The sequence below is a fragment of the Pseudomonas imperatae genome (genome assembly GCF_057128625.1).
The window spans coordinates 228,269-252,083 of sequence record NZ_JBSKHP010000001.1 but is presented as its reverse complement, the minus strand read 5'-3'; the positions used below and the strand labels follow the sequence as shown (position 1 = coordinate 252,083).

21 protein-coding genes are annotated in these 23,815 nt (G+C 65.2%); 11 read left to right on the top strand and 10 right to left on the bottom strand.

The window, feature by feature from the left end; all coding sequences use genetic code 11:
* Position 1 precedes the first annotated feature (1 nt).
* From gatA to ACWKWX_RS01160, 5 genes are all read left to right on the top strand, one after another.
* Positions 2 to 1,453 (top strand): Asp-tRNA(Asn)/Glu-tRNA(Gln) amidotransferase subunit GatA, encoded by a 1,452-nt coding sequence (gene gatA, locus ACWKWX_RS01180; RefSeq protein ID WP_027976799.1) that lies wholly within the window; start codon positions 2 to 4, stop codon positions 1,451 to 1,453.
* A gap of 12 nt (positions 1,454 to 1,465) precedes the next feature.
* Positions 1,466 to 2,911: an Asp-tRNA(Asn)/Glu-tRNA(Gln) amidotransferase subunit GatB gene (gene gatB, locus ACWKWX_RS01175; protein WP_473004470.1), complete on the top strand. Its 1,446-nt coding sequence runs from the start codon at positions 1,466 to 1,468 to the stop codon at positions 2,909 to 2,911.
* Between the two features lie 141 nt (positions 2,912 to 3,052).
* Positions 3,053 to 3,424, top strand: coding sequence for a septal ring lytic transglycosylase RlpA family protein (locus ACWKWX_RS01170; protein WP_416426893.1), 372 nt, complete (start codon positions 3,053 to 3,055; stop codon positions 3,422 to 3,424).
* 54 nt (positions 3,425 to 3,478) lie between these two features.
* On the top strand, positions 3,479 to 4,531 hold the full coding sequence (locus tag ACWKWX_RS01165) for a calcium/sodium antiporter (RefSeq protein ID WP_416427469.1): 1,053 nt from the start codon (positions 3,479 to 3,481) through the stop codon (positions 4,529 to 4,531).
* Positions 4,532 to 4,545: 14 nt separating this feature from the next.
* A complete protein-coding gene (locus ACWKWX_RS01160; RefSeq protein ID WP_483826844.1) occupies positions 4,546 to 4,929 on the top strand; it encodes a carboxymuconolactone decarboxylase family protein in 384 nt (127 codons plus the stop codon).
* Here ACWKWX_RS01160 and ACWKWX_RS01155 read toward each other — a convergent pair.
* The 9 genes from ACWKWX_RS01155 to ACWKWX_RS01115 all read right to left on the bottom strand — a co-directional run bounded on the left by ACWKWX_RS01155 (position 4,926) and on the right by ACWKWX_RS01115 (position 16,079).
* Positions 4,926 to 6,281 carry an amino acid permease gene (locus ACWKWX_RS01155; protein ID WP_416426895.1) on the bottom strand — a complete coding sequence of 452 codons (1,356 nt, stop codon included), beginning with the start codon at positions 6,279 to 6,281 and terminating at the stop codon, positions 4,926 to 4,928. The genes ACWKWX_RS01160 and ACWKWX_RS01155 overlap by 4 nt on opposite strands.
* Positions 6,282 to 6,338: 57 nt before the next feature.
* On the bottom strand, positions 6,339 to 7,280 hold the full coding sequence (locus tag ACWKWX_RS01150; protein WP_416426896.1) for an AEC family transporter: 942 nt from the start codon (positions 7,278 to 7,280) through the stop codon (positions 6,339 to 6,341).
* A 142-nt stretch (positions 7,281 to 7,422) separates the two neighbouring features.
* Entirely contained in the window at positions 7,423 to 8,976 is a 1,554-nt protein-coding gene (gene garD / locus ACWKWX_RS01145; protein WP_416426897.1) for a galactarate dehydratase, read from the bottom strand.
* Between the two features lie 12 nt (positions 8,977 to 8,988).
* Entirely contained in the window at positions 8,989 to 10,353 is a 1,365-nt protein-coding gene (locus ACWKWX_RS01140) for an MFS transporter (RefSeq protein ID WP_483826843.1), read from the bottom strand.
* Positions 10,354 to 10,501: 148 nt separating this feature from the next.
* Positions 10,502 to 11,413, bottom strand: a complete 912-nt coding sequence (kdgD, locus tag ACWKWX_RS01135; protein WP_027976790.1) for a 5-dehydro-4-deoxyglucarate dehydratase — start codon at positions 11,411 to 11,413, stop codon at positions 10,502 to 10,504.
* Positions 11,414 to 11,624: 211 nt separating this feature from the next.
* On the bottom strand, positions 11,625 to 12,371 hold the full coding sequence (locus ACWKWX_RS01130) for a FadR/GntR family transcriptional regulator (RefSeq protein ID WP_027976789.1): 747 nt from the start codon (positions 12,369 to 12,371) through the stop codon (positions 11,625 to 11,627).
* A 67-nt stretch (positions 12,372 to 12,438) separates the two neighbouring features.
* Positions 12,439 to 14,178 carry an ABC transporter ATP-binding protein/permease gene (locus tag ACWKWX_RS01125; protein ID WP_416426899.1) on the bottom strand — a complete coding sequence of 580 codons (1,740 nt, stop codon included), beginning with the start codon at positions 14,176 to 14,178 and terminating at the stop codon, positions 12,439 to 12,441.
* 85 nt (positions 14,179 to 14,263) lie between these two features.
* A complete protein-coding gene (locus tag ACWKWX_RS01120; RefSeq protein WP_416426900.1) occupies positions 14,264 to 14,824 on the bottom strand; it encodes a response regulator transcription factor in 561 nt (186 codons plus the stop codon).
* Positions 14,817 to 16,079: an ATP-binding protein gene (locus ACWKWX_RS01115; RefSeq protein WP_416426901.1), complete on the bottom strand. Its 1,263-nt coding sequence runs from the start codon at positions 16,077 to 16,079 to the stop codon at positions 14,817 to 14,819. Before ACWKWX_RS01115 ends, ACWKWX_RS01120 begins: the two co-directional genes overlap by 8 nt.
* Positions 16,080 to 16,487: 408 nt before the next feature.
* On the opposite strand from ACWKWX_RS01115, the gene ACWKWX_RS01110 reads away from it, so the two are divergent.
* Complete coding sequence (locus tag ACWKWX_RS01110) at positions 16,488 to 17,012, top strand: RNA polymerase factor sigma-70 (RefSeq protein ID WP_416426902.1); 525 nt, start codon at positions 16,488 to 16,490, stop codon at positions 17,010 to 17,012.
* Between the two features lie 3 nt (positions 17,013 to 17,015).
* Here ACWKWX_RS01110 and ACWKWX_RS01105 read toward each other — a convergent pair whose 3' ends face one another.
* Entirely contained in the window at positions 17,016 to 17,927 is a 912-nt protein-coding gene (locus ACWKWX_RS01105; protein WP_416426903.1) for a LysR substrate-binding domain-containing protein, read from the bottom strand.
* Between the two features lie 241 nt (positions 17,928 to 18,168).
* On the opposite strand from ACWKWX_RS01105, the gene ACWKWX_RS01100 reads away from it, so the two are divergent.
* Genes ACWKWX_RS01100 through ACWKWX_RS01080 form a run of 5 tightly spaced genes read left to right on the top strand, consistent with a single transcriptional unit; the run spans position 18,169 to position 23,608 of the window.
* Positions 18,169 to 19,281: an ABC transporter ATP-binding protein gene (locus ACWKWX_RS01100; protein ID WP_416426904.1), complete on the top strand. Its 1,113-nt coding sequence runs from the start codon at positions 18,169 to 18,171 to the stop codon at positions 19,279 to 19,281.
* Positions 19,282 to 19,290: 9 nt separating this feature from the next.
* Positions 19,291 to 20,220: an ABC transporter permease gene (locus tag ACWKWX_RS01095; protein WP_416426905.1), complete on the top strand. Its 930-nt coding sequence runs from the start codon at positions 19,291 to 19,293 to the stop codon at positions 20,218 to 20,220.
* The gene (locus ACWKWX_RS01090) at positions 20,220 to 21,026 is read left to right on the top strand and encodes an ABC transporter permease (RefSeq protein ID WP_476295610.1); all 807 of its coding nucleotides are present in this window, start codon (positions 20,220 to 20,222) and stop codon (positions 21,024 to 21,026) included. Before ACWKWX_RS01095 ends, ACWKWX_RS01090 begins: the two co-directional genes overlap by 1 nt.
* 28 nt (positions 21,027 to 21,054) lie before the next feature.
* Positions 21,055 to 22,089, top strand: coding sequence for an ABC transporter substrate-binding protein (locus ACWKWX_RS01085; protein WP_483826842.1), 1,035 nt, complete (start codon positions 21,055 to 21,057; stop codon positions 22,087 to 22,089).
* A 58-nt stretch (positions 22,090 to 22,147) separates the two neighbouring features.
* Complete coding sequence (locus ACWKWX_RS01080; protein ID WP_483826841.1) at positions 22,148 to 23,608, top strand: amidase; 1,461 nt, start codon at positions 22,148 to 22,150, stop codon at positions 23,606 to 23,608.
* The last annotated feature ends 207 nt before the right edge of the window (positions 23,609 to 23,815 follow it).

The following is a 23,815-nucleotide window of genomic DNA, read 5'->3' as shown; positions in this document are numbered from 1 at the left end:
CATGCATCAAATGACTCTGGCCGAGATCGCCCGCGGTCTCGCCGACAAGAAGTTTTCCGCCGAAGAGCTGACCCGCACCCTGCTGGCGCGCATCGCCCAGCTGGACCCGCAGCTCAACAGCTTCATCACCGTCACCCCGGAGCTGGCCATCGCCCAGGCCCAGGCCGCCGACGCCCGTCGCGCCGCCGGTGAAACCGGTGCCCTGCTGGGCGCGCCGCTGGCCCACAAGGACCTGTTCTGCACCCAGGGCGTGCGCACCAGCTGCGCCTCGAAGATGCTCGACAACTTCACCGCCCCCTACGACGCCACCGTGGTGTCGCGCCTGGCCAAGGCCGGCGCGGTCAGCCTGGGCAAGACCAACATGGACGAATTCGCCATGGGTTCGGGCAACGAGAACAGCTTCTACGGCGCGGTGAAGAACCCGTGGAACCTGGCCCACGTACCGGGCGGTTCGTCGGGTGGCTCGGCCGCTGCAGTGGCAGCTCGCCTGCTGCCAGTTGCGACAGGCACCGACACCGGTGGCTCCATCCGACAACCGGCAGCTTTTACCAACCTGACCGGCCTGAAACCGACGTACGGTCGTGTGTCGCGCTGGGGCATGATCGCCTACGCGTCCAGCCTGGACCAGGCCGGCACCTTCGCCCGCACCGCCGAAGACTGCGCGCTGCTGCTGCAAGGCATGGCCGGTTTCGACCCGCAGGACTCCACCAGCATCGATGAGCCGGTGCCCGACTACAGCGCCGGCCTGAACGGCTCGCTGCAGGGCCTGCGCATCGGCGTGCCGAAGGAATACTTCGGTGCCGGCCTGGACCCGCGCATCGCCGACCTGATCCAGCAAAGCATCAAGGAACTGGAGAAGCTGGGCGCCACGGTCAAGGAAATCAGCCTGCCGAACATGCAGCACGCCATTCCGGCGTACTACGTGATCGCCCCGGCCGAAGCCTCGTCGAACCTGTCGCGCTTCGACGGCGTGCGCTTCGGCTACCGCTGCGAGAACCCGGCCGACCTCACCGACCTGTACAAGCGTTCGCGCGGCGAAGGCTTCGGCAGTGAAGTGCAGCGCCGCATCATGGTCGGCGCCTACGCCCTGTCGGCTGGCTACTACGACGCCTACTACCTGCAGGCGCAGAAGATCCGCCGCCTGATCAAGAACGACTTCATGGCCGCGTTCCACGACGTCGACGTGATCCTGGGCCCGACCACGCCGAACCCGGCCTGGAAGATCGGCGACAAGAACGCCGACCCGGTCGCCGAGTACCTGGAAGACGTGTACACCATCACCGCCAACCTTGCCGGCCTGCCGGGGCTGTCCATGCCCGCCGGCTTCGTCGATGGCCTGCCGGTGGGCGTGCAACTGGTGGCACCGTACTTCCAGGAAGGTCGCCTGCTCAACGTCGCGCACCAGTACCAGCAGGCAACTGACTGGCACACCCGCTCGCCCGAAGGCTTCTAAGGAGAAACTCACATGCAATGGGAAGTCGTCATCGGGCTGGAGATTCACACCCAGCTCACCACCCAGTCGAAGATTTTCTCCGGCAGTTCCACCACGTTCGGCTCCGAGCCCAACACCCAGGCCAGCCTGGTAGACCTGGGCATGCCCGGCGTGCTGCCGGTGCTGAACCAGGAAGCGGTGCACATGGCGGTCAAGTTCGGCCTGGCCATCGACGCCGAGATCGGCCAGCACAACGTGTTCGCCCGCAAGAACTACTTCTACCCTGACCTGCCCAAGGGTTACCAGATCAGCCAGATGGAGCTGCCGATCGTCGGCAAGGGCCACCTGGACATCACCCTGGAAGACGGCACCGTCAAGCGCATCGGCGTGACCCGCGCACACCTGGAAGAAGACGCCGGCAAGAGCCTGCACGAAGACTTCAACGGCCTGACCGGCGTTGACCTGAACCGTGCCGGCACGCCGCTGCTGGAAATCGTTTCCGAGCCGGACATGCGCAGCGCCAAGGAAGCCGTGGCCTACGTCAAGGCCATGCACGCGCTGGTGCGCTACCTGGGCATCTGCGACGGCAACATGGCCGAAGGCAGCCTGCGTTGCGACTGCAACGTGTCGGTACGCCCCAAGGGCCAGGTCGAGTTCGGCACCCGCTGCGAGATCAAGAACGTCAACTCGTTCCGCTTCATCGAGAAGGCCATCAACAGCGAGATCACCCGTCAGATCGAGCTGATCGAGGACGGCGGCAAGGTCATCCAGCAGACCCGCCTGTACGACCCGAACAAGGACGAGACCCGTCCGATGCGCAGCAAGGAAGAAGCCAACGACTACCGTTACTTCCCCGACCCGGACCTGCTGCCGGTGGTGATCGAGGACGCGTTCCTGGACACCGTGCGCGCCACCCTGCCCGAGCTGCCACCGGCCAAGCGCGAGCGCTTCCAGAGCCAGTACGGCCTGTCGGCGTACGATGCCAGCGTGCTGGCTTCCAGCCGCGAACAGGCGGACTACTTCGAGCAAGTGGTAGGCCTGAGCGGTGACGCCAAGCTGGCCGCCAACTGGACCATGGTCGAGCTGGGCAGCCTGCTGAACAAGCTGGGCGTGGAAATCGAGCAGTCGCCGGTCAGCGCCGAGCAATTGGGCGGCATGCTGGTGCGCATCAAGGACAACACCATCAGCGGCAAGATCGCCAAGATGGTCTTCGAAGCCATGGCCAATGGCGAAGGCAGCGCCGATGAGATCATCGAGGCGCGCGGCCTGAAGCAGGTCACCGACAGCGGCGCCATCGAGAAGGTGCTGGACGAAGTGCTGGCCGCCAACGCCGAGCAGGTCGAACAGTACCGCGCCGCCGACGAAGCCAAGCGCGGCAAGATGTTCGGCTTCTTCGTGGGCCAGGCCATGAAAGCCTCCAAGGGCAAGGCCAACCCGCAACAGGTGAACGAATTGCTGAAAAGCAAACTCGAAGGCTGATGCGCCAAGGGGGCACCACAGCTCCTGATTGGCGCCCCCGTAGCAGCTGCCGCAGGCTGCGTCCGGCATCACCTCGGTGAAACGCCGGACGCAGCCTGCGGCAGCTGCTACGGGGCTCAACCTATTCCTGGAGATTGCTGCATGCTGCGCCTGGTCGCCCCCCTCCTGCTACTCACCCTCCTCGCCGGCTGCGCCAGCCACGACATCGACCCCCGCGGCTACGATGAAACGGGCACCGCCAGCTTCTACGGCGCCAGGCACCAGGGCAAGCGCACCGCCAGCGGCGAGCGTTTCGACCAACACGCCATGACCGCAGCCCACCGCCGCCTGCCCTTCGGCACGCGCGTGCTGGTGACCAACCTTGCCAACAACCGCAAGGTCGAAGTGCGCATCAACGACCGCGGCCCCCACACCCGCGGGCGCCTGATCGACCTGTCACATGCCGCCGCAGAACAATTGGGCATGATCGGTAGCGGTTCGGCCAAAGTGCGGGTACAAAGTCTGAGCGACTAGGCCTCAAACCGGAGCTTTACCATTTTCGACCTGGACTCCTTTACCGTCTTCAGCCTGCTGCAACTGGCTGGCGGCCTCGTGCTGCTTATCCTCGGCGCCGAACTGATGGTGCGCGCCGCCGTGCGCCTGGCCGCCAGCTTCAAGGTGCGCCCGCTGATCATCGGCCTCAGCGTGGTAGCCCTGGGCAGCAGCGCGCCGCAGATGGCCGTCAGCCTGCAAGCGGCATTCAGCCACGCGCCCGACATTGCCGTGGGCAGCGTGTTCGGCAGCAATATCTTCAACATCCTGGTGACCCTGGGCCTGTGCGCGCTGATCATTCCCCTGCGGGTGTCGCGCCAGCTGGTGCGCCTGGACATCCCGCTGATGATCAGCGCCAGCGCCCTGGTGTTCGCCATGGCCCTGAACCAGACCCTCGGCCGCCTGGAAGGCGCCGTGCTGCTGGTGGGCCTGGGCGGCTATTTCGCCCTGCTGCTGCGCCAGTCCCGGCGCCACCACCGGCCCCGGGTGCACACCCACGCCGTGGAACGCCAGGGCCCACCACCGTGGCTGAGCAGCGCTGCCATGACCCTGGCGGGCCTGGGCCTGCTGGTGTGGGGCGGCCACTTGATCCTCGGCGCGGCGGTTGAACTGGCCACCGACTATGGCTTCTCCGACCGCATCATCGGCCTGACCATCGTCGCCGTGTCCACCTCGCTGCCGGAACTGGCCACCTCGCTGATCGCCGCCATTCGTGGCGAACGCGAGATTGCCGTGGGCAACGTCATCGGCAGCAACCTGTTCAACCTGCTGGGGGTGCTGGGCCTGACCGCCGTCATCGCGCCCACGCCGCTGTCGGTGTCGCCCAACGCCCTGGACTTCGACCTGCCGGTGATGCTCGGCGTGGCCGTGCTGTGCCTGCCACTGTTCTATTCGGGCTACCGCATCACCCGCGCCGAAGGCCTGGTGCTGCTGGGGCTGTTCGCCGCCTACGGGCTGCACGTGATCACTTTCACCACCGGCATGCCCCTGGCGGGCCGGCTGGAACACCTGATGCTGTTCTACGTACTGCCGGTGCTGGGCCTGTTCGTGCTGGTCAGCACGCTGGTTGCCTGGCGCCGGCAACATTGAGAAAGGAGAAGCTGATGACCGCCAACAACCACAACAAGCCGGGCGTCGAGATGCGCCGCCAGGTGATGGGCGACGCCTTCGTCGACCGCGCCCTGGGCAACGCCACCGAGTTCACCCAGCCGCTGCAGGACTTCGTCAACGAACACGCCTGGGGCAGCGTGTGGAACCGCCCGGGCCTGGAGCTGAAAACCCGCAGCCTGATCACCCTGGCGGCGCTGACCGCGCTCAAGTGCCCGCAAGAGCTCAAGGGCCACGTGCGTGGCGCCTTGAACAACGGCTGTACGGTAGAGGAGATTCGCGAAGCGCTGCTGCACTGCGCGGTGTACGCCGGTGTGCCGGCAGCCATCGATGCCTTCCGTGCGGCGCAGGAAGTCATCGACAGCTACCAGCCGACCTAGGCCTTGGCGCGGCGCTTGAAGAGGTAGGCCAGCACCAGCACGATGACCCAGGCTGGCATCAGCATCACCGAGATGCGAATGCCCGGCGTCAGCCACATCACCAGCACGATGCCGGCCACGAACAGCAGGCACAGGTAGTTGGTGAACGGGTAGCCCCAGCTTTTGAACGAGGTGTCTTCACCGGCCTGGCGCTTGGCCTTGCGGAACATCAAGTGGGTGATGCTGATGATCACCCAGTTGATGACCAATGCCGCCACGGCCAGGGCCATCAGCAGGCCGAACGCCTGGCCGGGCATCAGGTAGTTGATCAGCACGCACAGGCCGGTGGCGGTGGCCGACACGCCCAGCGCCGTCAGCGGCACGCCACGCTTGTTGACCTTGAGCAGCGCCTTGGGGGCATCGCCCTGGGTGGCCAGGCCGAACAGCATGCGGCTGTTGCTGTACACGCAGCTGTTATAGACAGACAGTGCGGCGGTCAGCACCACGGCGTTGAGCAGCGTGGCGACGATGTTGCTGTCCAGCGCGTGGAAGATAAGCACGAACGGGCTGCCGCCAGTCACCACTTTCTGCCACGGGTACAGCGACAGCAGGATCGCCAGCGCGCCCACGTAGAACAGCAGGATGCGGTAGATCACCTGGTTGGTGGCGCGCGGGATGCTGCGCTTGGGGTCATCGGCCTCGGCCGCGGTGATGCCCACCAACTCCAGGCCGCCGAACGAGAACATGATCACCGCCATGGCCATGGCCAGGCCGGCGATGCCGTTGGGGAAGAAGCCGCCGTGCTGCCACAGGTTGGCCACGGCCGCGTCAGGGCCGCCATTGCCGCTGGCCAGCAGCCAGGCACCAAAGCCGATCATGGCGATGATCGCCGCCACCTTGACCAGCGAGAACCAGAACTCCATCTCGCCGAACACCTTCACCTGGGTGAGGTTGATCAGGTTGATCAGCACGAAGAAGATCGCCGCCGACACCCAGGTCGGCACGCCCGGCCACCAGTACTGCACGTAGATGCCCACGGCCGTCAGCTCGGCCATGCCCACCAGCACGTATACCACCCAGTAGTTCCAGCCCGACACAAAGCCGGCCATGCCACCCCAGTAGCGGCTTGCGAAGTGGCTGAAGCTGCCGGCCACCGGTTCGTCCACCACCATCTCGCCCAGCTGGCGCATGATGAAGAAGGCCATCAGGCCGGCGATGGCGTAGCCGAGGATCACCGACGGCCCGGCCATGTTGATGGTCTGGGCAATGCCCAGGAACAGCCCGGTGCCGATGGCACCACCCAGCGCGATCAGCTGGATATGGCGGTTCTTGAGGCCCCGGTGCAAGCCCGTGGGCGTCGATTGTTGGTCCATTGAAGCTTCCTTGAGCTCGGATGACTGCATGACGGCATGCGCAAAGGCGCACAGGATCTAGATCCAGCCGCCCCACTGCAATAGGAAAATGCCGATATTGGTGGTAATTGCAGCACCAACGGTCGTAATAACGATGATGGCCGCAGCCAATTGATGGTTGCCGTTGGCCGCCCGGGCCATGACATAGCTGGCCGCCGCGGTAGGGCTGCCGATGTACAGGAACAGGATGCCCAGTTCCGCGCCCCGGAAGCCGCACAGCCAGGCGCCCAGGGTGCCGAACAGCGGCAGCCAGACCATCTTCACCAGGCTGGCGCTCAGGGCCAGCTTGCCGCTTTCGCGCAGCGCCGCCAGCGACAGGGTGCCGCCGATGCAGATCAGCGCCAGCGGCAGGGTCATCTGCGCCAGGTAGTCGCCGCTGGCCAGCAGCCAGTTGGGCAGGCCGATCTGCAGGTAGGCCATGGGCGCGGCCGCCAGCACGCTGATGATCAGCGGGTTGGCCAGCACGCTCTTGAAGATGCTCCAGGGGTCGGACTTGATGTTGGGGCTGTAGATGGCCAGCACCACGGTGGACAGGCTGTTGTAGAGCAGAATCACCAGGCCCGCGAGGATAGCCCCCAGGGAGATGCCGTAGTCGCCGTACATACTGGCCGCCAGCGCCAGGCCCACCACGCCGTTGTTGCCGCGAAACGCACCTTGGGTATAGATGCCGCGGTCTTGCACCGGGCTGCGCCAGATGGCCATGCCCCAGGCGGCGGCGAAGCTGGCGAAGGTCACCAGCACGAAATACAGCAGCAGGCCCGGCTTCATCGCCGCGTGCAGGTCGGCGTGATAGATGCCCAGGAACAGCAGCGCCGGCATGCAGACGTTGAACACCAGGGCCGAGGCGATATGAATGAAGTTGTCGTTGATCCAGTCGATGCGCTTGAGGAACACACCGAGAAACAGCATCGCGAACACCGGTGCGGTGATGTTCAGCGTCTGTATGAAGATGGCCAGCATGCCAAGGGAACCTGATTGCCCGTTGTTAGGGGGCCAATGATAAGGCCTGCGGGGCTGTTGATGTGAAAATCAATCGTCCGTGACGCGGCCTGCGGCCGCTGCTACAGAACCCGTAGCAGCGGCCGCAGGCCGCGTCCCGATTTCAGGTAATCGGCGCCGGGTTGAACAGCACGATGTCATTGTGCAGCTTGTGCTTCTCGGCCCAGGTCTGTTCCTTGCCGCTGGCCACGTCCAGGTAGTAGTGGAACAGTTCCCAGCCCAGGTCCTCGATGCTGGCCCGGCCAGTGGCAATGCGCCCGGCGTCGACGTCGATCAGGTCCGGCCAGCGTTGGGCCAGTTCGGTACGGGTCGACACCTTGACCACTGGCGCCATGGCCAGGCCGTACGGCGTACCGCGACCGGTGGTGAACACGTGCAGGTTCATGCCCGCCGCCAGTTGCAGGGTGCCGCAGACAAAGTCGCTGGCCGGCGTGGCGCAGAAGATCAGGCCCTTGCGCTGCACCCGCTCGCCCGGCCCGACCACCGCGTTGATGGCGCTGTTGCCGGATTTCACGATCGAACCCAACGACTTCTCGACAATGTTCGACAACCCGCCCTTCTTGTTGCCCGGCGTGGTGTTGGCGCTGCGGTCGGCCTCGCCCTTGGCCAGGTAGCGGTCGTACCAGTCCATCTCGCGCACCAGCGCATCGGCCACCGCCGGGGTTTCCGCGCGCGAGGTCAGCAGGTAGATGGCGTCGCGCACCTCGGTCACTTCCGAGAACATCACCGTGGCGCCGGCGCGCAGCAGCAGGTCACTGGCGTAACCCAGCGCCGGGTTGGCGGTGATGCCAGAGAAAGCGTCACTGCCGCCACACTGCATGCCCAGGATCAGCTCGCTGGCCGGCACGGTCTCGCGGCGGCGCTCGTTGAGTTTCTTCAGGCGCGTCTCGGCCAGCTCCATGATCTGCTCGATCATCTCGCCGAAGCCGTGGCTGGCGTCCTGCAAGCGGTACAGCCAGGGCTCGCTGAGGTCCACGGAAGCATCGCCTTCGTGCATCACCTGCCCGGCCTGCAGCTTCTCGCAGCCCAGGCTGATCACCAGGGCTTCGCCGCCCAGGTTGGGGTTGCGCGCCAGGTTGCGCACGGTGCGAATCGGGATGTAGGCGTCGGTGGCGGTAATGGCCACGCCGCAGCCGTAGCTGTGGGTAATGGCGACCACGTCATCCACATGGGGGTATTTGGGCAGCAGTTCGTCGCGAATGCGCTTCACCGCATGGTCCAGCACGCCGGTCACGCACTGCACGGTGGTGGTGATGCCGAGGATGTTGCGCGTGCCCACGGTGCCATCGGCGTTGCGGTAGCCTTCGAAGGTGAAGCCTTCCAGCGGCGGCAGCGCCTGCGGCACCTTGTCGGACATGGGCAGGCTGTCCAGCGCCGGCGCCGTTGGCATGCGCAGCAGGTCCTCGCGCACCCAGGTGCCGCGCGGGATGGGCTTCAGGGCGTAGCCGATCACCTGGCCGTAGCGAATCACTTCGCCGCCCTCGGCGATGTCCACCAGGTTGACCTTGTGGCTTTGCGGTACGTGTTCCAGGGTGATCAGGCCGCCCGGCAGTTCGGTGCCTTCCGGCACGCCCTGGTCGTTGACGATCACCACAACGTTGTCGCGCTCGTGCAGGCGAATCACCCGCGGCGAGTCAGCGTGCTCAATTAACTGCATGAAACGCGCTCCTCAAATTTTGGCTGGGGACAGCTGTTCTACCGGCTTGCGCGAGCCTTTGCTCGGCGGCTCGGTCAGCTCGACCCGTTTGATCTGGCCGACAATCACCAGGTAGCTGATCACCGCCACCAGCGCGTTGGCGCCGACGAACACCAGGGCCCACTTGAACGAGCCGGTGGTGCTGATGATGTAGCCGATGACGATCGGCGTGGTGATCGAAGCAATGTTGCCGAACATGTTGAACAGGCCACCGCTCAGGCCGGCGATCTGCTTGGGCGAGGTGTCGGACACCACGGCCCAGCCCAGCGCGCCCACGCCCTTGCCGAAGAACGCCAGGGCCATGAAACCCACCACCATCCACTCGATGTCCACATAGTTGCACGCCACGATGGTGGTCGACAGCAGCAGGCCACCAATGATCGGCGCCTTGCGGGCAAAGGTCAGGGAATGGCCGCGGCGCAGCAGCCAGTCAGAGATGATGCCGCCCAGCACGCCGCCGATAAAGCCGCAGATGGCCGGCAGCGAAGCGATGAAACCGGCCTTGAGGATGGTCATGCCGCGCTCCTGCACCAGGTACACCGGGAACCAGGTCAGGAAGAAATAGGTGATGCCGTTGATGCAGTACTGGCCCAGGTACACGCCCAGCATCATGCGGTTGGTGAGCAGTTGGCGAACGTAATCCCACTTGGGGCCTTCGCGCTTGCCCTGGGGCTTGTCGTCCATGTCGACCATGCCGCCGTTGCCGGCGATGTGTTCGAGTTCGGCCTTGTTGATCATCGGGTGCTGGCGCGGGCTGTGGATAACTTTAAGCCACACCAGCGAGAAGGCGATGCCGATGCCGCCCATGATCATGAACACGTGCTGCCAGCCAAAGGTGAAGACAATCCAGCCCATCAGCGGCGCGAACAGCACGGTGGCGAAATATTGCGCGGAGTTGAAGATCGCCGACGCGGTGCCGCGTTCGGCCGTGGGGAACCAGGCGGCAACGATGCGCGCGTTGCCGGGGAACGACGGCGCTTCGGCCAGGCCCACCAGGAAACGCAGCATGAACAGCGCGACCACGGCCGTGGACACGCCAAAATCACCGACGAAGCCTTGCAGCACGGTGAACGCCGACCAAGTAAAAATGCTCAGGGCGTAGACCTTCTTCGAGCCGAAGCGGTCCAGCAGCCAGCCACCGGGAATTTGCCCGGCCACGTAGGCCCAACCGAACGCGGAGAAGATGAAACCCAGGGTGACGGCGTCGATGCCGAGGCTTTTTTGCAGGCTGGAACCGGCAATAGCGATGGTCGCACGGTCGGCGTAGTTGATCGTGGTCACCACAAAGAGCATGAGCAGGATCAAATAGCGGACGTGCGTCTGCTTGGCGGCTTGCATGAAGGTGTACTCCCACTGATTATTTTTTTTAACGCGGGTTTTTCATTCACGGTGTAACAGTGTGGGAGCTGGCTTGCCAGCGAGCTCTTAGGGCCTCAAAAGCTCGCTGGCAAGCCAGCTCCCACTGGCCAGGTAGGAGCAGTAAAGCTTACTGCGGGCCCATCTTGTCCATCAGGGCTGCCAGCATTTCGTACTCTTCGCCGGTCAGGTCGGTCAGCGGGGTACGCACCGGGCCTGCGTCGTAGCCGGCGATCTTGGCGCCTGCCTTGACGATGCTCACGGCGTAGCCGGCCTTGCGGTTGCGGATGTCCAGGTAGGGCAGGAAGAAGTCATCGATGATCTTGCCGACGGTGGCGTGATCTTCCTTGGCGATGGCGTGGTAGAAGTCCATCGCGGTTTTCGGGATGAAGTTGAACACTGCGGATGAGTACACCGGCACGCCCAGGGCCTTGTAGGCGGCGGCGTAGACTTCGGCGGTCGGCAGACCGCCCAGGTAGCTGAAGCGGTCGCCCAGGCGACGGCGGATCGACACCATCAGTTCGATGTCACCCAGGCCGTCCTTGTAGCCGATCAGGTTCGGGCAGCGCTCGGCCAAGCGTTCCAGCTGCACGGCGTTCAGGCGGCAGACGTTGCGGTTGTAGACGATGACGCCGATGTTCACCGACTTGCACACCGCTTCCACGTGGGCGGCAACGCCGTCCTGGCTGGCTTCGGTCAGGTAGTGCGGCAGCAACAGCAGGCCCTTGGCGCCCAGGCGCTCGGCTTCCTGTGCGTACTCGATGGCCTGGCGGGTGGCACCACCGACGCCGGCGAGGATTGGCACGCTACGGGCGCAGGTGTCGACGGCAGTCTTGATGACTTGCGAGTACTCGCTGGCAGCCAGGGAGAAGAATTCACCGGTACCGCCGGCGGCGAACAGCGCGCTGGCGCCGTACGGGGCCAGCCACTCCAGGCGCTTGATGTAGCCAGCGCGATCAAAGTCGCCCTGGGCATTGAAATCGGTCACCGGGAAAGACAGCAGGCCGGCGGAGAGGATGGACTTCAGTTCTTGTGGATTCATTATTCGAACACCCTGGTTTGCGTGGAATGTGCGCTCAGCCTTCGCTGATGTCGTACGTCATCGTACAACTGAAATTATGAATGCTCAATAGGCTGGGCGACGAAATGTCATGGGAAGTGCGAAGGGGTCGAAGACGTCTGTGGGAGCTGGCTTGCCAGCGAGCTTTTGAAGGCCCCAAAACTCGCTGGCAAGCCAGCTCCCACACTGCGAATCAGGCGGTTGCCTGGGCCTCTTCGTGGGCCTGGCGCAGCCGTTCGCGGCTGTTGGTGAGGTGCAGGCGCATGGCCGCGCGGGCGGCATCGGAATCCTGGCGGGCGATGGCCTCGTAGATTTCCTCGTGCTCGCGGCTCAAGCGGTTCATGTAGTGCTGCTGGTCATCATGGGCCAGGCGCGCCGAGTTCAACCGCGTGCGCGGGATGATGCTGGTGCCCAGGTGGGTCATGATGTCGGTGAAGTAGCGGTTGCCGGTGGACAGGGCAATCTGCAGGTGGAACTGGAAGTCCGAGGCCACGGCGTCCGAGGCGTGCGCGGCGCTTTCGGCCAGCGCATCCAGGGCCGCGCGCATGGCGGCCAGCTGCTCGGGCGAGCGGCGCTGGGCGGCCAGGCCGGCCGATTCCACTTCCAGGCTGATGCGCAATTCCAGCACGGCGAGCACGTCACGCAGGGTGACGATGGTCGCCGGGTCGATACGGAAGCCGCTGGGGCTGGGCGTGTCGAGCACGAAGGTGCCGATGCCATGGCGGGTTTCCACCTGCCCCGCCGCCTGCAAGCGCGAGATGGCCTCGCGCACCACGGTGCGGCTGACGCCCTGCTCTTGCATGATCGCCGACTCGGTGGGCAGCTTGTCGCCACGCTTGAGCTCACCCTTGAGGATGCGCTCGGTCAGCACGGTGACCAGTTCCTGGGCAAGGCTGCGAGGTTTGCGACGGCCGCGAGGCGGGGCGATTGGCGTTTCCATGGCGAACTTCTTATCTCGAGATCACGTTTATAGGCGCATCATAGCGCATTCCAGTCGTACGACCACATTACACCGCGGTCGGTGCCCCAGTGATTTGATTCACCAGATGTCCGCCCTCGATGCGCACGTGGCGCGAATGGAAGCGCTTGAGCGTGCTGCGGTGGCCAACGCTGATGATGCTCAAGCCTGGCAGCTGCTCGATCAGGCCCTGGTACAGCGCCGCTTCGTCTTCCTCGTCCATGGCCGACGTCGCCTCATCCATGTACAGCCACTTGGGCGCGTAGAGCATGGCGCGGGCAAAGGCCACGCGCTGCTGCTCGCCCGGCGAGAGCAGGCGCTGCCAGTGGTTGCCTTCGTCCAGGCGCTCCACCAGGTGCGGCAGGCGGCAGGCTTGCAGCACCTGCACGTAGCGTTCCTGGCTGTAGGTGTCACCCGGCTGTGGATAACTCAACGCCTCGCGCAGCGGGCCGATCGGCAGGTACGGCTTCTGCGGCAGGAACAGCGAGCGGCCCTGCGGCATGCGGATATGCCCGTGGCCGTTGGGCCACAGCCGCCCCATGGCGCGCAGCAAGGTGCTCTTGCCGCTGCCCGAGCGGCCGCTGACCAGCAGGCGTTCGCCCGAGGCCACAGCCAGGCTGGCGCCCGCCAGCAGGTGGCGGCCATCGGCCAGGTCGAGGTTGAGGTTGTCGACGCTCACAGCCTCGCCCTGCTCTTCCACGGCAATGGCCGGCGCGCGGCTTTCATTGTCGCTCATGGCCTGGCGGAAGCTGATAAGACGGTCGCAGGTGGCTTTCCAGCCGGCGATGGTGGAAAAACTGTCGATGAACCAGCTCATGTCGCCCTGCACGTTGCCGAACGCCGAGTTGATCTGCATCAGCTCGCCCAGTTCGATCTTGCCGGCGAAATAGCGCGGCGCCGCCACCACGAACGGGAAAATCACCGCCGCCTGGCTGTAACCGGCGGTGAAGAAGGTCAGGCGCTTGGTCACTTTCATCAGCGCCCAGTAGTTGCTCCACACCTTGCCGAAGCGGGTGGTCAGGCGCTCTTTCTCGTTGGGTTCGCCGCTGTACAGGGCGATGCTCTCGGCGTTTTCACGCACCCGGATCAGCGAGAAACGCATGTCGGCTTCGAACCGCTGTTGCTGGTTGTTCAGCGGGATCAGGCTGCTACCGATCCAGCGGGTCAGGAAGCTGCCGACAATGGCATACACCAGCGCGCACCAGAACATGTAGCCGGGGATGGTCACGCCAAACACTTCGATGCTGCCCGACACGCCCCACAGGATCACCGAGAACGACACCAGGCTGACCACCGTGCGGATCAGGCCCAGCACCAGGCTCAGGGTGTCGGAGGTGAAGTTGTTGAGGTCTTCGCTGATCCGTTGGTCAGGGTTGTCGGTGTGGCCGCCCTGCTCCATCTGGTAGTAGCTCTTGTTCTCGAGCCAGCGGTTGAAGTGGCGTTGGGTGAGCCAGCGGCGCCAGCGAATGGTGAGCATCTGCGTCAGGTACAGGCGGTACACCGCGCCAAGGATGGCCACCGCGGCAATGCCGCAGAAATACAGGATCAGGTGGGTGAAAGCGGCGAAGTCTTTCTTCTGCAGGGCGTTGTAGAAGTCGCGGTACCAGCTGTTCATCCACACCGAGATCCACACGCTGAACAGCGACAGGCCGATCACCGAGGCCAGCAACAGCCAGGCCTTGCCCTTCTCTTCACTGCGCCAGTAGGGCCAGATCAGCTGCCATACCCTTCGAAAAAAATGACCACGCACGGCATCGTTGACCGCGGAATATTCAGCGTTCTGATTCATTGGACAGGCTCGACGGTAGGAGGCCACGCAGGGCAGATCGATCCCGATCCACCCGCGCGGAAAAAAGACTCATGGGTTCGGCGACTCAGCGACGAACCGGGCGCTTCTGAAGTTTGCGCTGCAGGGTGCGCCGGTGCATGCCCAGGGCGCGGGCAGTGGCGGAGATGTTGCCTTCGTGCTCGGTGAGCACGCGCTGGATGTGCTCCCACTGCAGGCGGTCCACCGACATCGGGTTTTCCGGCACCAGGGTGTCCAGGTCAGCGTGTTCGGACAGCAGGGCTGCCAGCACGTCGTCGGCGTCGGCCGGCTTGCACAGGTAGTTGCAGGCGCCGCGCTTGATGGCCTCGACCGCAGTGGCGATGCTGGAGTAACCGGTGAGGATCACCACGCGCATCTCCGGGTCCAGCTCCAGCAGCTTGGGCAGCAGCACCAGGCCCGAGTCGCCTTCCATCTTCAGGTCCAGGGCCGCGTAGTCCGGCAGGTCTTCCTGGGCCAGCTTCAGGCCTTCGTCGGCGCTGGCGGCGGTGGTCACGCGGAAGCCGCGGCGCGCCATGGCGCGGGCCATCACGCGGGTAAAGGTCGAATCGTCGTCGACCAGCAACAGATGCGGCAGCTCTTCGCTTTCGACCTGGTTTTCATCACTCATGTCTGTCTCCTCGGGCGTCACGGGGCAGGCGCAACTCTGTGAGTGTACCGCCCTGCTCATGACTATAGAGTTTTACCGAGCCGCCTGCGCGTGTCACGCTGGCTTTGCTCAAAAACAGGCCAAGGCCGAAGCCCTTGCCCTTGGTAGTAAAGAAAGGTTTGCCGATTTGCTCGGCGATAGCCAGCGGCACGCCCGGGCCGTGGTCGCGAATCACGATGAAGATATCTTCAGCGTTCCAGTCCAGGTGCACTTCCAGGCCTTCGGCGCAGGCATCGGCGGCGTTGTTCAGCAGGTTCAGCAGCGCCTGGGTCAGGTCTGGCGGCGGCGCCAGCTCCGGCACCTCGCCCTGGCCCAGGCGCTGGAAGCGGTAGGTGGCTTCCGGGCGCATCAGGTGCCAGCGGTTCAGCGCCTCGTCCAGCCAGGCCGTCACGGGCTGTTCCATCACCGCCATGCGGCGGTTGGCCTCGGCGGCGCGCACCAGTTGTTGCAGGGTTTCCTTGCACAGCTTGACCTGGTCCTGCAGCACCGACAGGTCCTCCTGCAGCGCCGGGTCGTGGTGGTCCTGGCGCATTTCCTTGAGCAGCACGCTCATGGTCGCCAGCGGCGTGCCCAGTTCATGGGCGGCACCGGCGGCTTCCGTGGCCACGGCCAGCAGTTGCTGGTCGCGCAGGCCTTCCTCGCGGCGCTGGGCGCGCATCTGCTCCTGGCGGCGCAGCTCCTCGGCCATTTTCGCGGCAAAGAAGGTGATGACCCCGGCGGCCAGGGCAAAACTCAGCCACATGCCGTAGTTCTGCAGGTTTTCCCGGGCGATCGGCAGCGTTGGCAGCGGGTAGAAGCGCACCAGCAGCACCGAGTAGCAGGCCAGGGCGATACCCGACAGGATCACCGAATACAGCCACGGCAGCGTCACCGCGGCAATGGTCAGCGGCACCAGGTAATAGGACACGAAGGGGTTGGTGGACCCACCCGAGTAATACAGCAGCGCACTGTGCAGCAGCAGGTCGCAGGTCAGTTGCAGGGCGTATTCCTGCTCGGTCACCGGCAGCGAGGCGCGCACGCGCAACGCGGTCACGGTGCACAGCAGCAACGACACCGCCAGGGTGGCGCTGAGCTGCAGCCAGGGCAGTGGCAACAGGTGCGTCAGGTAGGCGAAGCCCACCGAGCCGGCTTGCGCGGCCAGCACCAGGAAACGAATAAAGGTCAAGCGCCAGAGGTTCTGGCGTGTAGCGGACAACGGCATAGATGGGGCGAGCATGAGCTCTCCTGATGAGCGCTCCAGGCAGATCGTTGCAAGTATAACCAACTCGCGGCGCGCACAGACAATTGTGCGGCAAAGCGCCACAGGCCGCGTCATGGGCGCCGCATGGTTCCTGGCAGCTCGCGCGGGGCCCGGACGCAGCCTGCGGCAGCTGCTACGGCGGTTGGCGGTGGCCCTGTAGCAGCGGCCGCAGGCCGCGTCACGGGCGCCGCGCAGTTCCAGGCAGCTCGCGAGGCCCCGGACGCCGCCTGCGGCAGCTGCTACGGGGGTGGGGAGGCAGTGATGGCAATTGTGTCATAGAAGAAAAAATCATGAGACGCGAGCAGAAATCATTTGATAAAGATTATCAATCACATTAGTTTTACCGCTTCCCCATGTGCACTGCCGCATAGGTCAACACGTCAAATGCCTAAAACAATCAGCATCGAGCCAAGGCCGGCTCTTCAGCAACTGTTCGTGACCCATCGCCAGCGCTTCATCAACGCCGCCACCCGCATCCTGGGCTGTCGCGCGTCGGCTGAAGACGTGGTGCAGGATGCCTTCGTGAAAATGAACGGCAACGGCGAAAGCCCGGGCATCCAGTCCCAGAGCAGCTACCTGATGCGCGTGGTGCGCAACCTGGCCATCGACCACTATCGCCGCCAGGCGCTGGAAAAACGCTACAAGTGCAGCGAAGAGGAAGGCCTGAGCGTGGCCGTGCCCGGCGCCAGCCCCGAGACCCTGCACGAAGACCGCCAGACCCTCGACAAGCTGGCCCTGGCCCTGCAGGACCTGCCGCCGCGCACCCGCTACGCCTTCGAGCAGTACCGGCTCAATGGCCAGTCGCAGAAAGACATCGCCCTGGAACTGGGGGTGTCGCCGACCCTGGTCAACTTCATGATCCGCGACGCCCTGGTGCACTGCCGCAAGACCCTCAACACCCTGGGCTGAAGCCTACGCCCCGGCGCCGTCGAAAGCGCCGGCGAACTCTTCGCGCAGCGCCTGCGCCAGCCACTGCTCGAACCACTGCACGTCCGCCGACAACTGCCCGCTGGGCGTCAGCAACTGGTAGCTCTCCAGCGGCACCTCCACGTCGATCGCCCGCACCAGCGTGCCGGCCGCCAGCTCGTCGCGCACCAGTACTTCGTTCGCCAAGGCTATGCCCTGCCCGCTCTCGGCCACGGCCAGGGCGTGGTCGTTGCTGACGTAGAGCACGTCAGACGACAGCTGGGCGTCGATGCCCAGGGCCTTGAACCACATGTTCCACCACTCGCCGTCGTCGAAGTGGATGAGGTCCAGCTTCATCAGGTCCTGCACCCGGCGGATAGGCTTGATGCTGGCCAGGTACTTGGGCGTGCAGATGGGGAACACCCGCGGGCAGATCAGCGTGGCGCGGCTGTTGGCGTACTGGCCGGGCATGCCGTAGACGATGCCCAGGTCGGCGGTGCGCGCGTCCACCTCGGTAAAGGTGGAGTTGGGCTCTATGGCCACCTTCAAGCCCGGGCGCAGGTGGCGCAACGTCTCGATGCGCGGCGTCAGCCAGCGCTTGGCCAGGCCCGGCACCACCATGATGCGCAGCCAGCGCTCGCTGGCGTGGGGCTGCAGGGCCTCGCCGGCCTCGATGATCTGCTGCAGGGCACGGGAGATCTTCTGGTGATACTTGCGCCCGCCCGGCGTCAGCACCACGCCCCGCGAGGTGCGTTCGAACAACTGCACGCCCAGCCAGTCCTCCAGCAGCTTGACGTGCCGGCCCACCGCCGGCTGGGTCACGTGCAGGGCCTTGGCGGCTTCCACGTAGCTGCCCAGGCGCGCGGCGGCATCGAAGGCGCGGATGGCGTTGAGGGGTGGCAGATGCAGGTTGGACATGACGTTTCCGGCCTCGCGCGCTGTTAAATTATTTAACACCACCTATGTTAAAATTGATCTTTCGCCCCGGCAATCCCTCGCTGATAATCAGGCCAACGCAGAACAACAACGGCCCTGCCAAGCGGCCGGTATCACGACTCTCTACTCCTGCCAAAACAACAATATTCCATCGTCCCGGGCTGCATGCGGTGCACTTGGCCGCCTGCTGGAAAGGGCTCGATGGGGGAATCGGAGGTACTGCATGAGCGCCCTGCATTCGCTACAGATGCTGGCTGTTTCCATCCGTTCGGTACGCAAGGTCTACGGCGACCCGGACACCGGGCCCGTGGCCCTGAAGCACGTTGACCTGGACATCCGCGACAACGAATTCTTCACCCTGCTCGGTCCCTCGGGCTGCGGCAAGACCACCCTGCTGCGGATGATCGCCGGCTTCGAGTTTCCCACCCGCGGCGAGATCCAGCTGTATGGCGAAAACATCGCCGACCGCCCGCCCCACCAGCGCCCCGTGAACACCGTGTTCCAGCACTACGCGCTGTTCCCGCACATGAGCATCGCCCAGAACCTGGCCTTTGGCCTGGAATCGCACCCCATGGGCAAGCGCCTGGGCAAACCGCAGGTGGCCGAGCGGGTGCGTGAAATGCTGGCGCTGGTACAGATGGAGCGCTTCGCCGAACGCCGCCCCGCACAGTTGTCCGGCGGCCAGCAGCAACGTGTCGCCCTGGCCCGGGCGCTGGCGCCACACCCCAAGGTGCTGTTGCTGGACGAACCGCTGTCGGCGCTGGACCTGAAGCTGCGCCAGGCCATGCGCGAAGAACTCAAGGCCATACAGGCGCGCACCGGCATCACCTTCATCTTCGTCACCCATGACCAGGAAGAAGCCCTGACCATGTCCGACCGCATCGCCGTGCTCAGCGAGGGCGAGGTGCAGCAGGTGGGCCGCCCGGACGAGATCTACGAACGCCCGCGCAACCGCTTCGTCGCCGACTTCATTGGCGAGACCAACCTGATTCCGGCGGTGGTCAGCCGCATCGACGGCGCCAGCGCGCTGTACCAGACCCCAGGCGGCGCTGCCGTCACCGCGCCGGTGCACGAGGGCCTGCGGGTGGGCGCCAGCGTCAACCTGTCGATCCGCCCCGAGCGCCTGCAACTGATCGAGCTGCCCCGCCAGGGCGCCATGGACTGCACCGTGGAGCAGCAGATCTACCTGGGCACCGACCTGCAGTACCAGGTGCGCCTCACCGGCGGCCAGCGCCTGACCGTGCGCGTGCCCAACAGCGGCGGCCAGCGCTTTGCCCTGGGCGGCCGCGCCGGCCTGCTGCTGGAAAACAACAGCGCCAGCGTGCTGGTGGACTGAGGAGGCAACATGGACACAACCACTGTGCTGCCCCGCCCCAGCGCCCTGCTGCGCCGCAAGGCGCTGGGCAACGTGCTGGGCGTGAGCCCGGCGCTGACCGCCATCGGCCTGTTCCTGGTGGTGCCGATACTGATCGTGATGGCCTACTCGCTGATGCAGGCCAACCCCTATGGCGGGGTCGATCATCACTTCAGCACCGAGGCCTACATTTCCCTGCTGTTCGAACGGCAGATGGACGACAGCCTGGCCTTCACCGACGCCTACCTGATGATCGCCCTGCGCTCCATCGGCATCGCCGGGCTGACCACGCTGATCACCCTGCTGATCGGCTTCCCCGTGGCTGTGTGGCTGGCCATGCAGCCGCCCCAGCGCCGCGGCCTGCTGATTTTCCTGATCACCGTGCCGTTCTGGGCCAACCTGCTGATCCGCACCTACGCCTGGATTCTGCTGCTGCGCGACAGCGGCGTGATCAACAACAGCCTGATGGGCCTGGGCCTGATCAAGCAGCCGCTGCCGCTGCTGTACACCGACGGCGCCGTGCTGCTGGGGCTGGTCTACACCTACGCGCCGTTCGTGGTGCTGCCCATCTACGCCACCCTGGAGAAGATGGACATCCGCCTGCTGGAGGCCGCGCAAGACCTGTACGCCGGCAAGTGGCGCACCCTGCGCAAGGTGGTGTTGCCCATCGCCAGGCCCGGCATCATGGCCGGCGCCATCCTCACCTTCGTGCCGTGCCTGGGTGCCATGATTGCCCCGGAACTGCTGGGCGGCGGCACGAAGCTGATGCTCGGCAACCTGATCTTTCGCCAGTTCAGCGACGCCCGCAACTGGCCGTTCGGCGCCGCGCTGGCGCTGGTGCTGATGGCCGCCGTGATGCTGGTGTTGACCCTGTACGCCCTGCGCGCCGAGCGCCAGCGCGTTGCCCAAGGAGGCCTGTGATGCTGCGTCTACTGACCCGTGGCCGGCTGGGGGTGCAGGACTTCCCCGGCTTCGGCGGCTTCAGCTTTTTGTTCTACCTGTACCTGTACGCGCCCATCGTGGTGCTGGTGGTGTTCTCGTTCAACGCCAACCAGTCCGCCACCGTGTGGACCGGCCTGAGCCTGGACTGGTACCGCGCCGCCTTCGCCAACCAGGCCCTGCGCAGCGCCGCCGGCAACAGCCTGCTGATTGCCTGCTGCGCCAGCGTGATCGCCACGGTGATCGCCACCCTGGCGGCGCTGGGCACCTCGCGCGGGGCGAAGTTCAAGGGCATGCAGCTGTCCATGGGCGCGATCATGCTGCCGCTGGTGCTGCCGGAAATCGTCGTCGGCGTCGCTACCCTGGCGCTGTTCTCGTCGCTGGGGGTGTCGCTGGGCTATGGCAACCTGATCATCGCCCACACGGTGTTCTGCATCCCGTTCGCCTACCTGCCCATCCGCGCGCGGCTCAACGACATGGACCTGTCGCTGGAGCACGCCGCAGCCGACCTGTACGCCGGCGCCTGGCGGATCTTCACCAAGGTCACGCTGCCACTGCTGATGCCGGGCATCGTCAGCGGCCTGATGCTGGCGTTCATCGTCTCGCTGGATAACTTCGTGATCTCGATGATGGTCTCGCAGGCGGGCACCACTACCTTGCCGATCTTCATCTTCGGCCTGCTGCGCATGGGCGTGACGCCGGACGTGAACGCGGTTTCCACGCTGATCCTCGGCGTGTCGGTGCTGTTCGTCAGCCTTTCCTATCTGCTCGGCAAAAAGAAAGCCTGAGCCTTTTGTCCAACCGTGGGGGTTTTGCATGAAGACGTTGATGACCACCGTAGGGATGTCGCTGGCGCTGGGCCTGGCCGGCACCGCGCAGGCGGCGGAGCAGTTGAACGTGGTGAGCTGGAGCGGCTACTTTTCGCCGGAGATTCTCAACAAGTTCGAGAAGGAAACCGGCATCAAGGTGACCGTGGATTCCTACGATTCCAACGAGACCCTGCTGGCCAAGCTGAAACAGGGCGGCAGCGGCTATGACGTGGCGATTCCGTCGCACCAGTTCGTGCCCATCCTGATCAAGGAGCAGCTGCTGGAGCGCTTCGACCCGGCCAAGCAGCCGTACTACGCCAACGTGGTGGACAACCTGAAGAATCCCACTTGGGACCCGGACGGTGCCTACGCCATGCCGTTCATCTGGGGCACCACCAGCGTGGTCCTCGACACCGCGCGCTACAAAGGCCCGCTGGACAGCTACGACGTGCTGTACCACCCGCCGGCCGAGCTGCAGGGGCGCATCAACATGTTCGACTCCTCCAGCGAGGTGATCGACACCGCCAGCCTGTACCTGAACATTCCGCTGTGCAGCGAAGACCCCAAGCAGATGCAACAGGTGCTGGCGCTGCTCAAGGCGCAGAAGCCGTTCGTGAAGACCTACAGCTCCAAGGCCGGCTCGATTCGCGAGAACCTGGCCGCGGGTGAAGTCGACATGTCGATGTTCTGGGGTGGCTCGGCCATGCGCGCCCGCGAGATGAAACCGAGCCTGGCCTACATGTACCCCAAGCAGGGCGTGATGGCCTGGGTGGACAACATGGTCATCCCCAAGGGCAGCCAGCACCCGGACAACGCGCGCAAGTTCATCGCCTTCCTCAGCCAGCCTGAAAATGCCGCCATCACCCAGAACTTCCTCAAGCACCAGAGCCCGATCAAAGGCGTGGAGCCGTTCCTCGACGCTAGCCTGAAGGATGCACCGGAGCTGCACATTCCCACCGGCACCAAGGTCGTGTTCAGCCAGACCTGCGGCGAGGGCGCCATCCGCCTGGCCGACCGGCTGTGGACCAACCTGATGCGCTGATGCACCCCTGCCCCGCCAGGACGGCGGGGTCTGTTTTCCTGTTACCAAGGTTGCTGCCATGAACACCCCGACTGTCAACGAGCTGGTGCTGCTGCCGGCCCATGAGCTTGCCGAACGAATCCGCCTGCGCCAGGTGTCCTGCCGCGAGGTGATGCAGGCCTACCTGGCCCACATCGAACGCTTCAACCCGCTGGTCAACGCCCTGGTCAGCCTGCAACCGGCCGAACGGTTGCTGGCCCAGGCCGACGAGCGCGACGCGCAACTGGCCCAAGGCGTCTACCTGGGCTGGATGCACGGCCTGCCCCACGCCATCAAGGACCTGTCGCTGACCCAGGGCATTGCCACCACCCTGGGCTCGCCGCTGTACCGCGACTTCATTCCCGAGCGCGACGGCATCATGGTGGCGCGCATCAAGGCCGCCGGCGCGATCATCATCGGCAAGACCAACACCCCGGAATTCGGCCTCGGCTCGCAAAGCTACAACCCGCTGTTCGGCGCCACCGGTTGCGCCTTCGACCCCAGCAAGACCGCCGGCGGCAGCAGCGGTGGCGCCGCCGCGGCCCTGGCCCTGCACCTGGTGCCGGTGGCCGACGGCAGCGACATGATGGGCTCGCTGCGCAACCCGGCGGCCTTCAACAACATCATCGGCTTCCGCCCGTCCCAGGGCCGCGTGCCTTTCGACGACGCCGCCGACCTGTTCTTCGACCAGCTGGGCTACGAAGGCCCCATGGGCCGCACCGTGCGTGACACCGCCCTGCTGCTGTCGGTGCAGGCCGGCCATGACCCGCGGGCACCGCTGTCGCTGGCCGGCGACGGCAGCGAATTCGCCGCGCCCCTGGCCCGTGACTTCAAGGGCACCCGACTGGGCTGGCTGGGCGACTTCGGCGGCTACCTGCCCATGGAACATGGCGTCACCGCCCTGTGCGAAAAGGCCCTGGGCGACTTCCAGGCGCTGGGCTGCAGCGTGGAGCACGCCGACCTGGGCTTCAGCCCGGAACGCCTGTGGGACTGCTGGCGCACCCTGCGCCACTGGACCGTGGCAGGCTCCCTGGGCAAGGCCTACCAGGACCCGGCCAAGCGCGCGCAGCTCAAGCCCGAAGCGCAATGGGAAGTGGAAAACGGCCTGGGGCTGAGCGCCAGCGCCGTGCACCAGGCCGGCGTCACCCGCACCGACTGGTACCGCGCTATCAACGCGCTGTTCGAACGCTACGACTACCTGCTGCTACCCAGCGCCCAGGTCTTCCCGTTCGACAAGCGCCAGCACTGGCCCGCCGAAGTGGCCGGGCGCAGCATGGACACCTACCACCGCTGGATGGAAGTCGTCATCCCCGGCACCCTCAGCGGCTGCCCGGTGGCCAACGTGCAAGTGGGCTTCAACGCCCAGGGCCTGCCCATGGGCATGCAGATCATCGGCCGCCACCAGGCCGACTTCGCGGTGCTGCAACTGGCGCATGCGTATGAGCAGGCGAGCCGGTGGTTTGCGCGGGTGCCGGCGCCGGTGTTGAACCTGACAACGTAAACCTTGCAGCCGCTGCCGCCAGGCTGCGCTGGCCCTCGTGCACGCTGGAGATCTTCACCGTGGCACACGCCCTGCGCAGCCTGGCGGCAGCGGCTACAGGTCCGGTGGTCGGTGGCGCAGTTGCTCGGGAGGCGTGGCGCGATTGTGGCGCGATTCAAAATAATCGCGCCATTTGCGCCCCCACACGCACCCCGTAGCCGCTGCCGG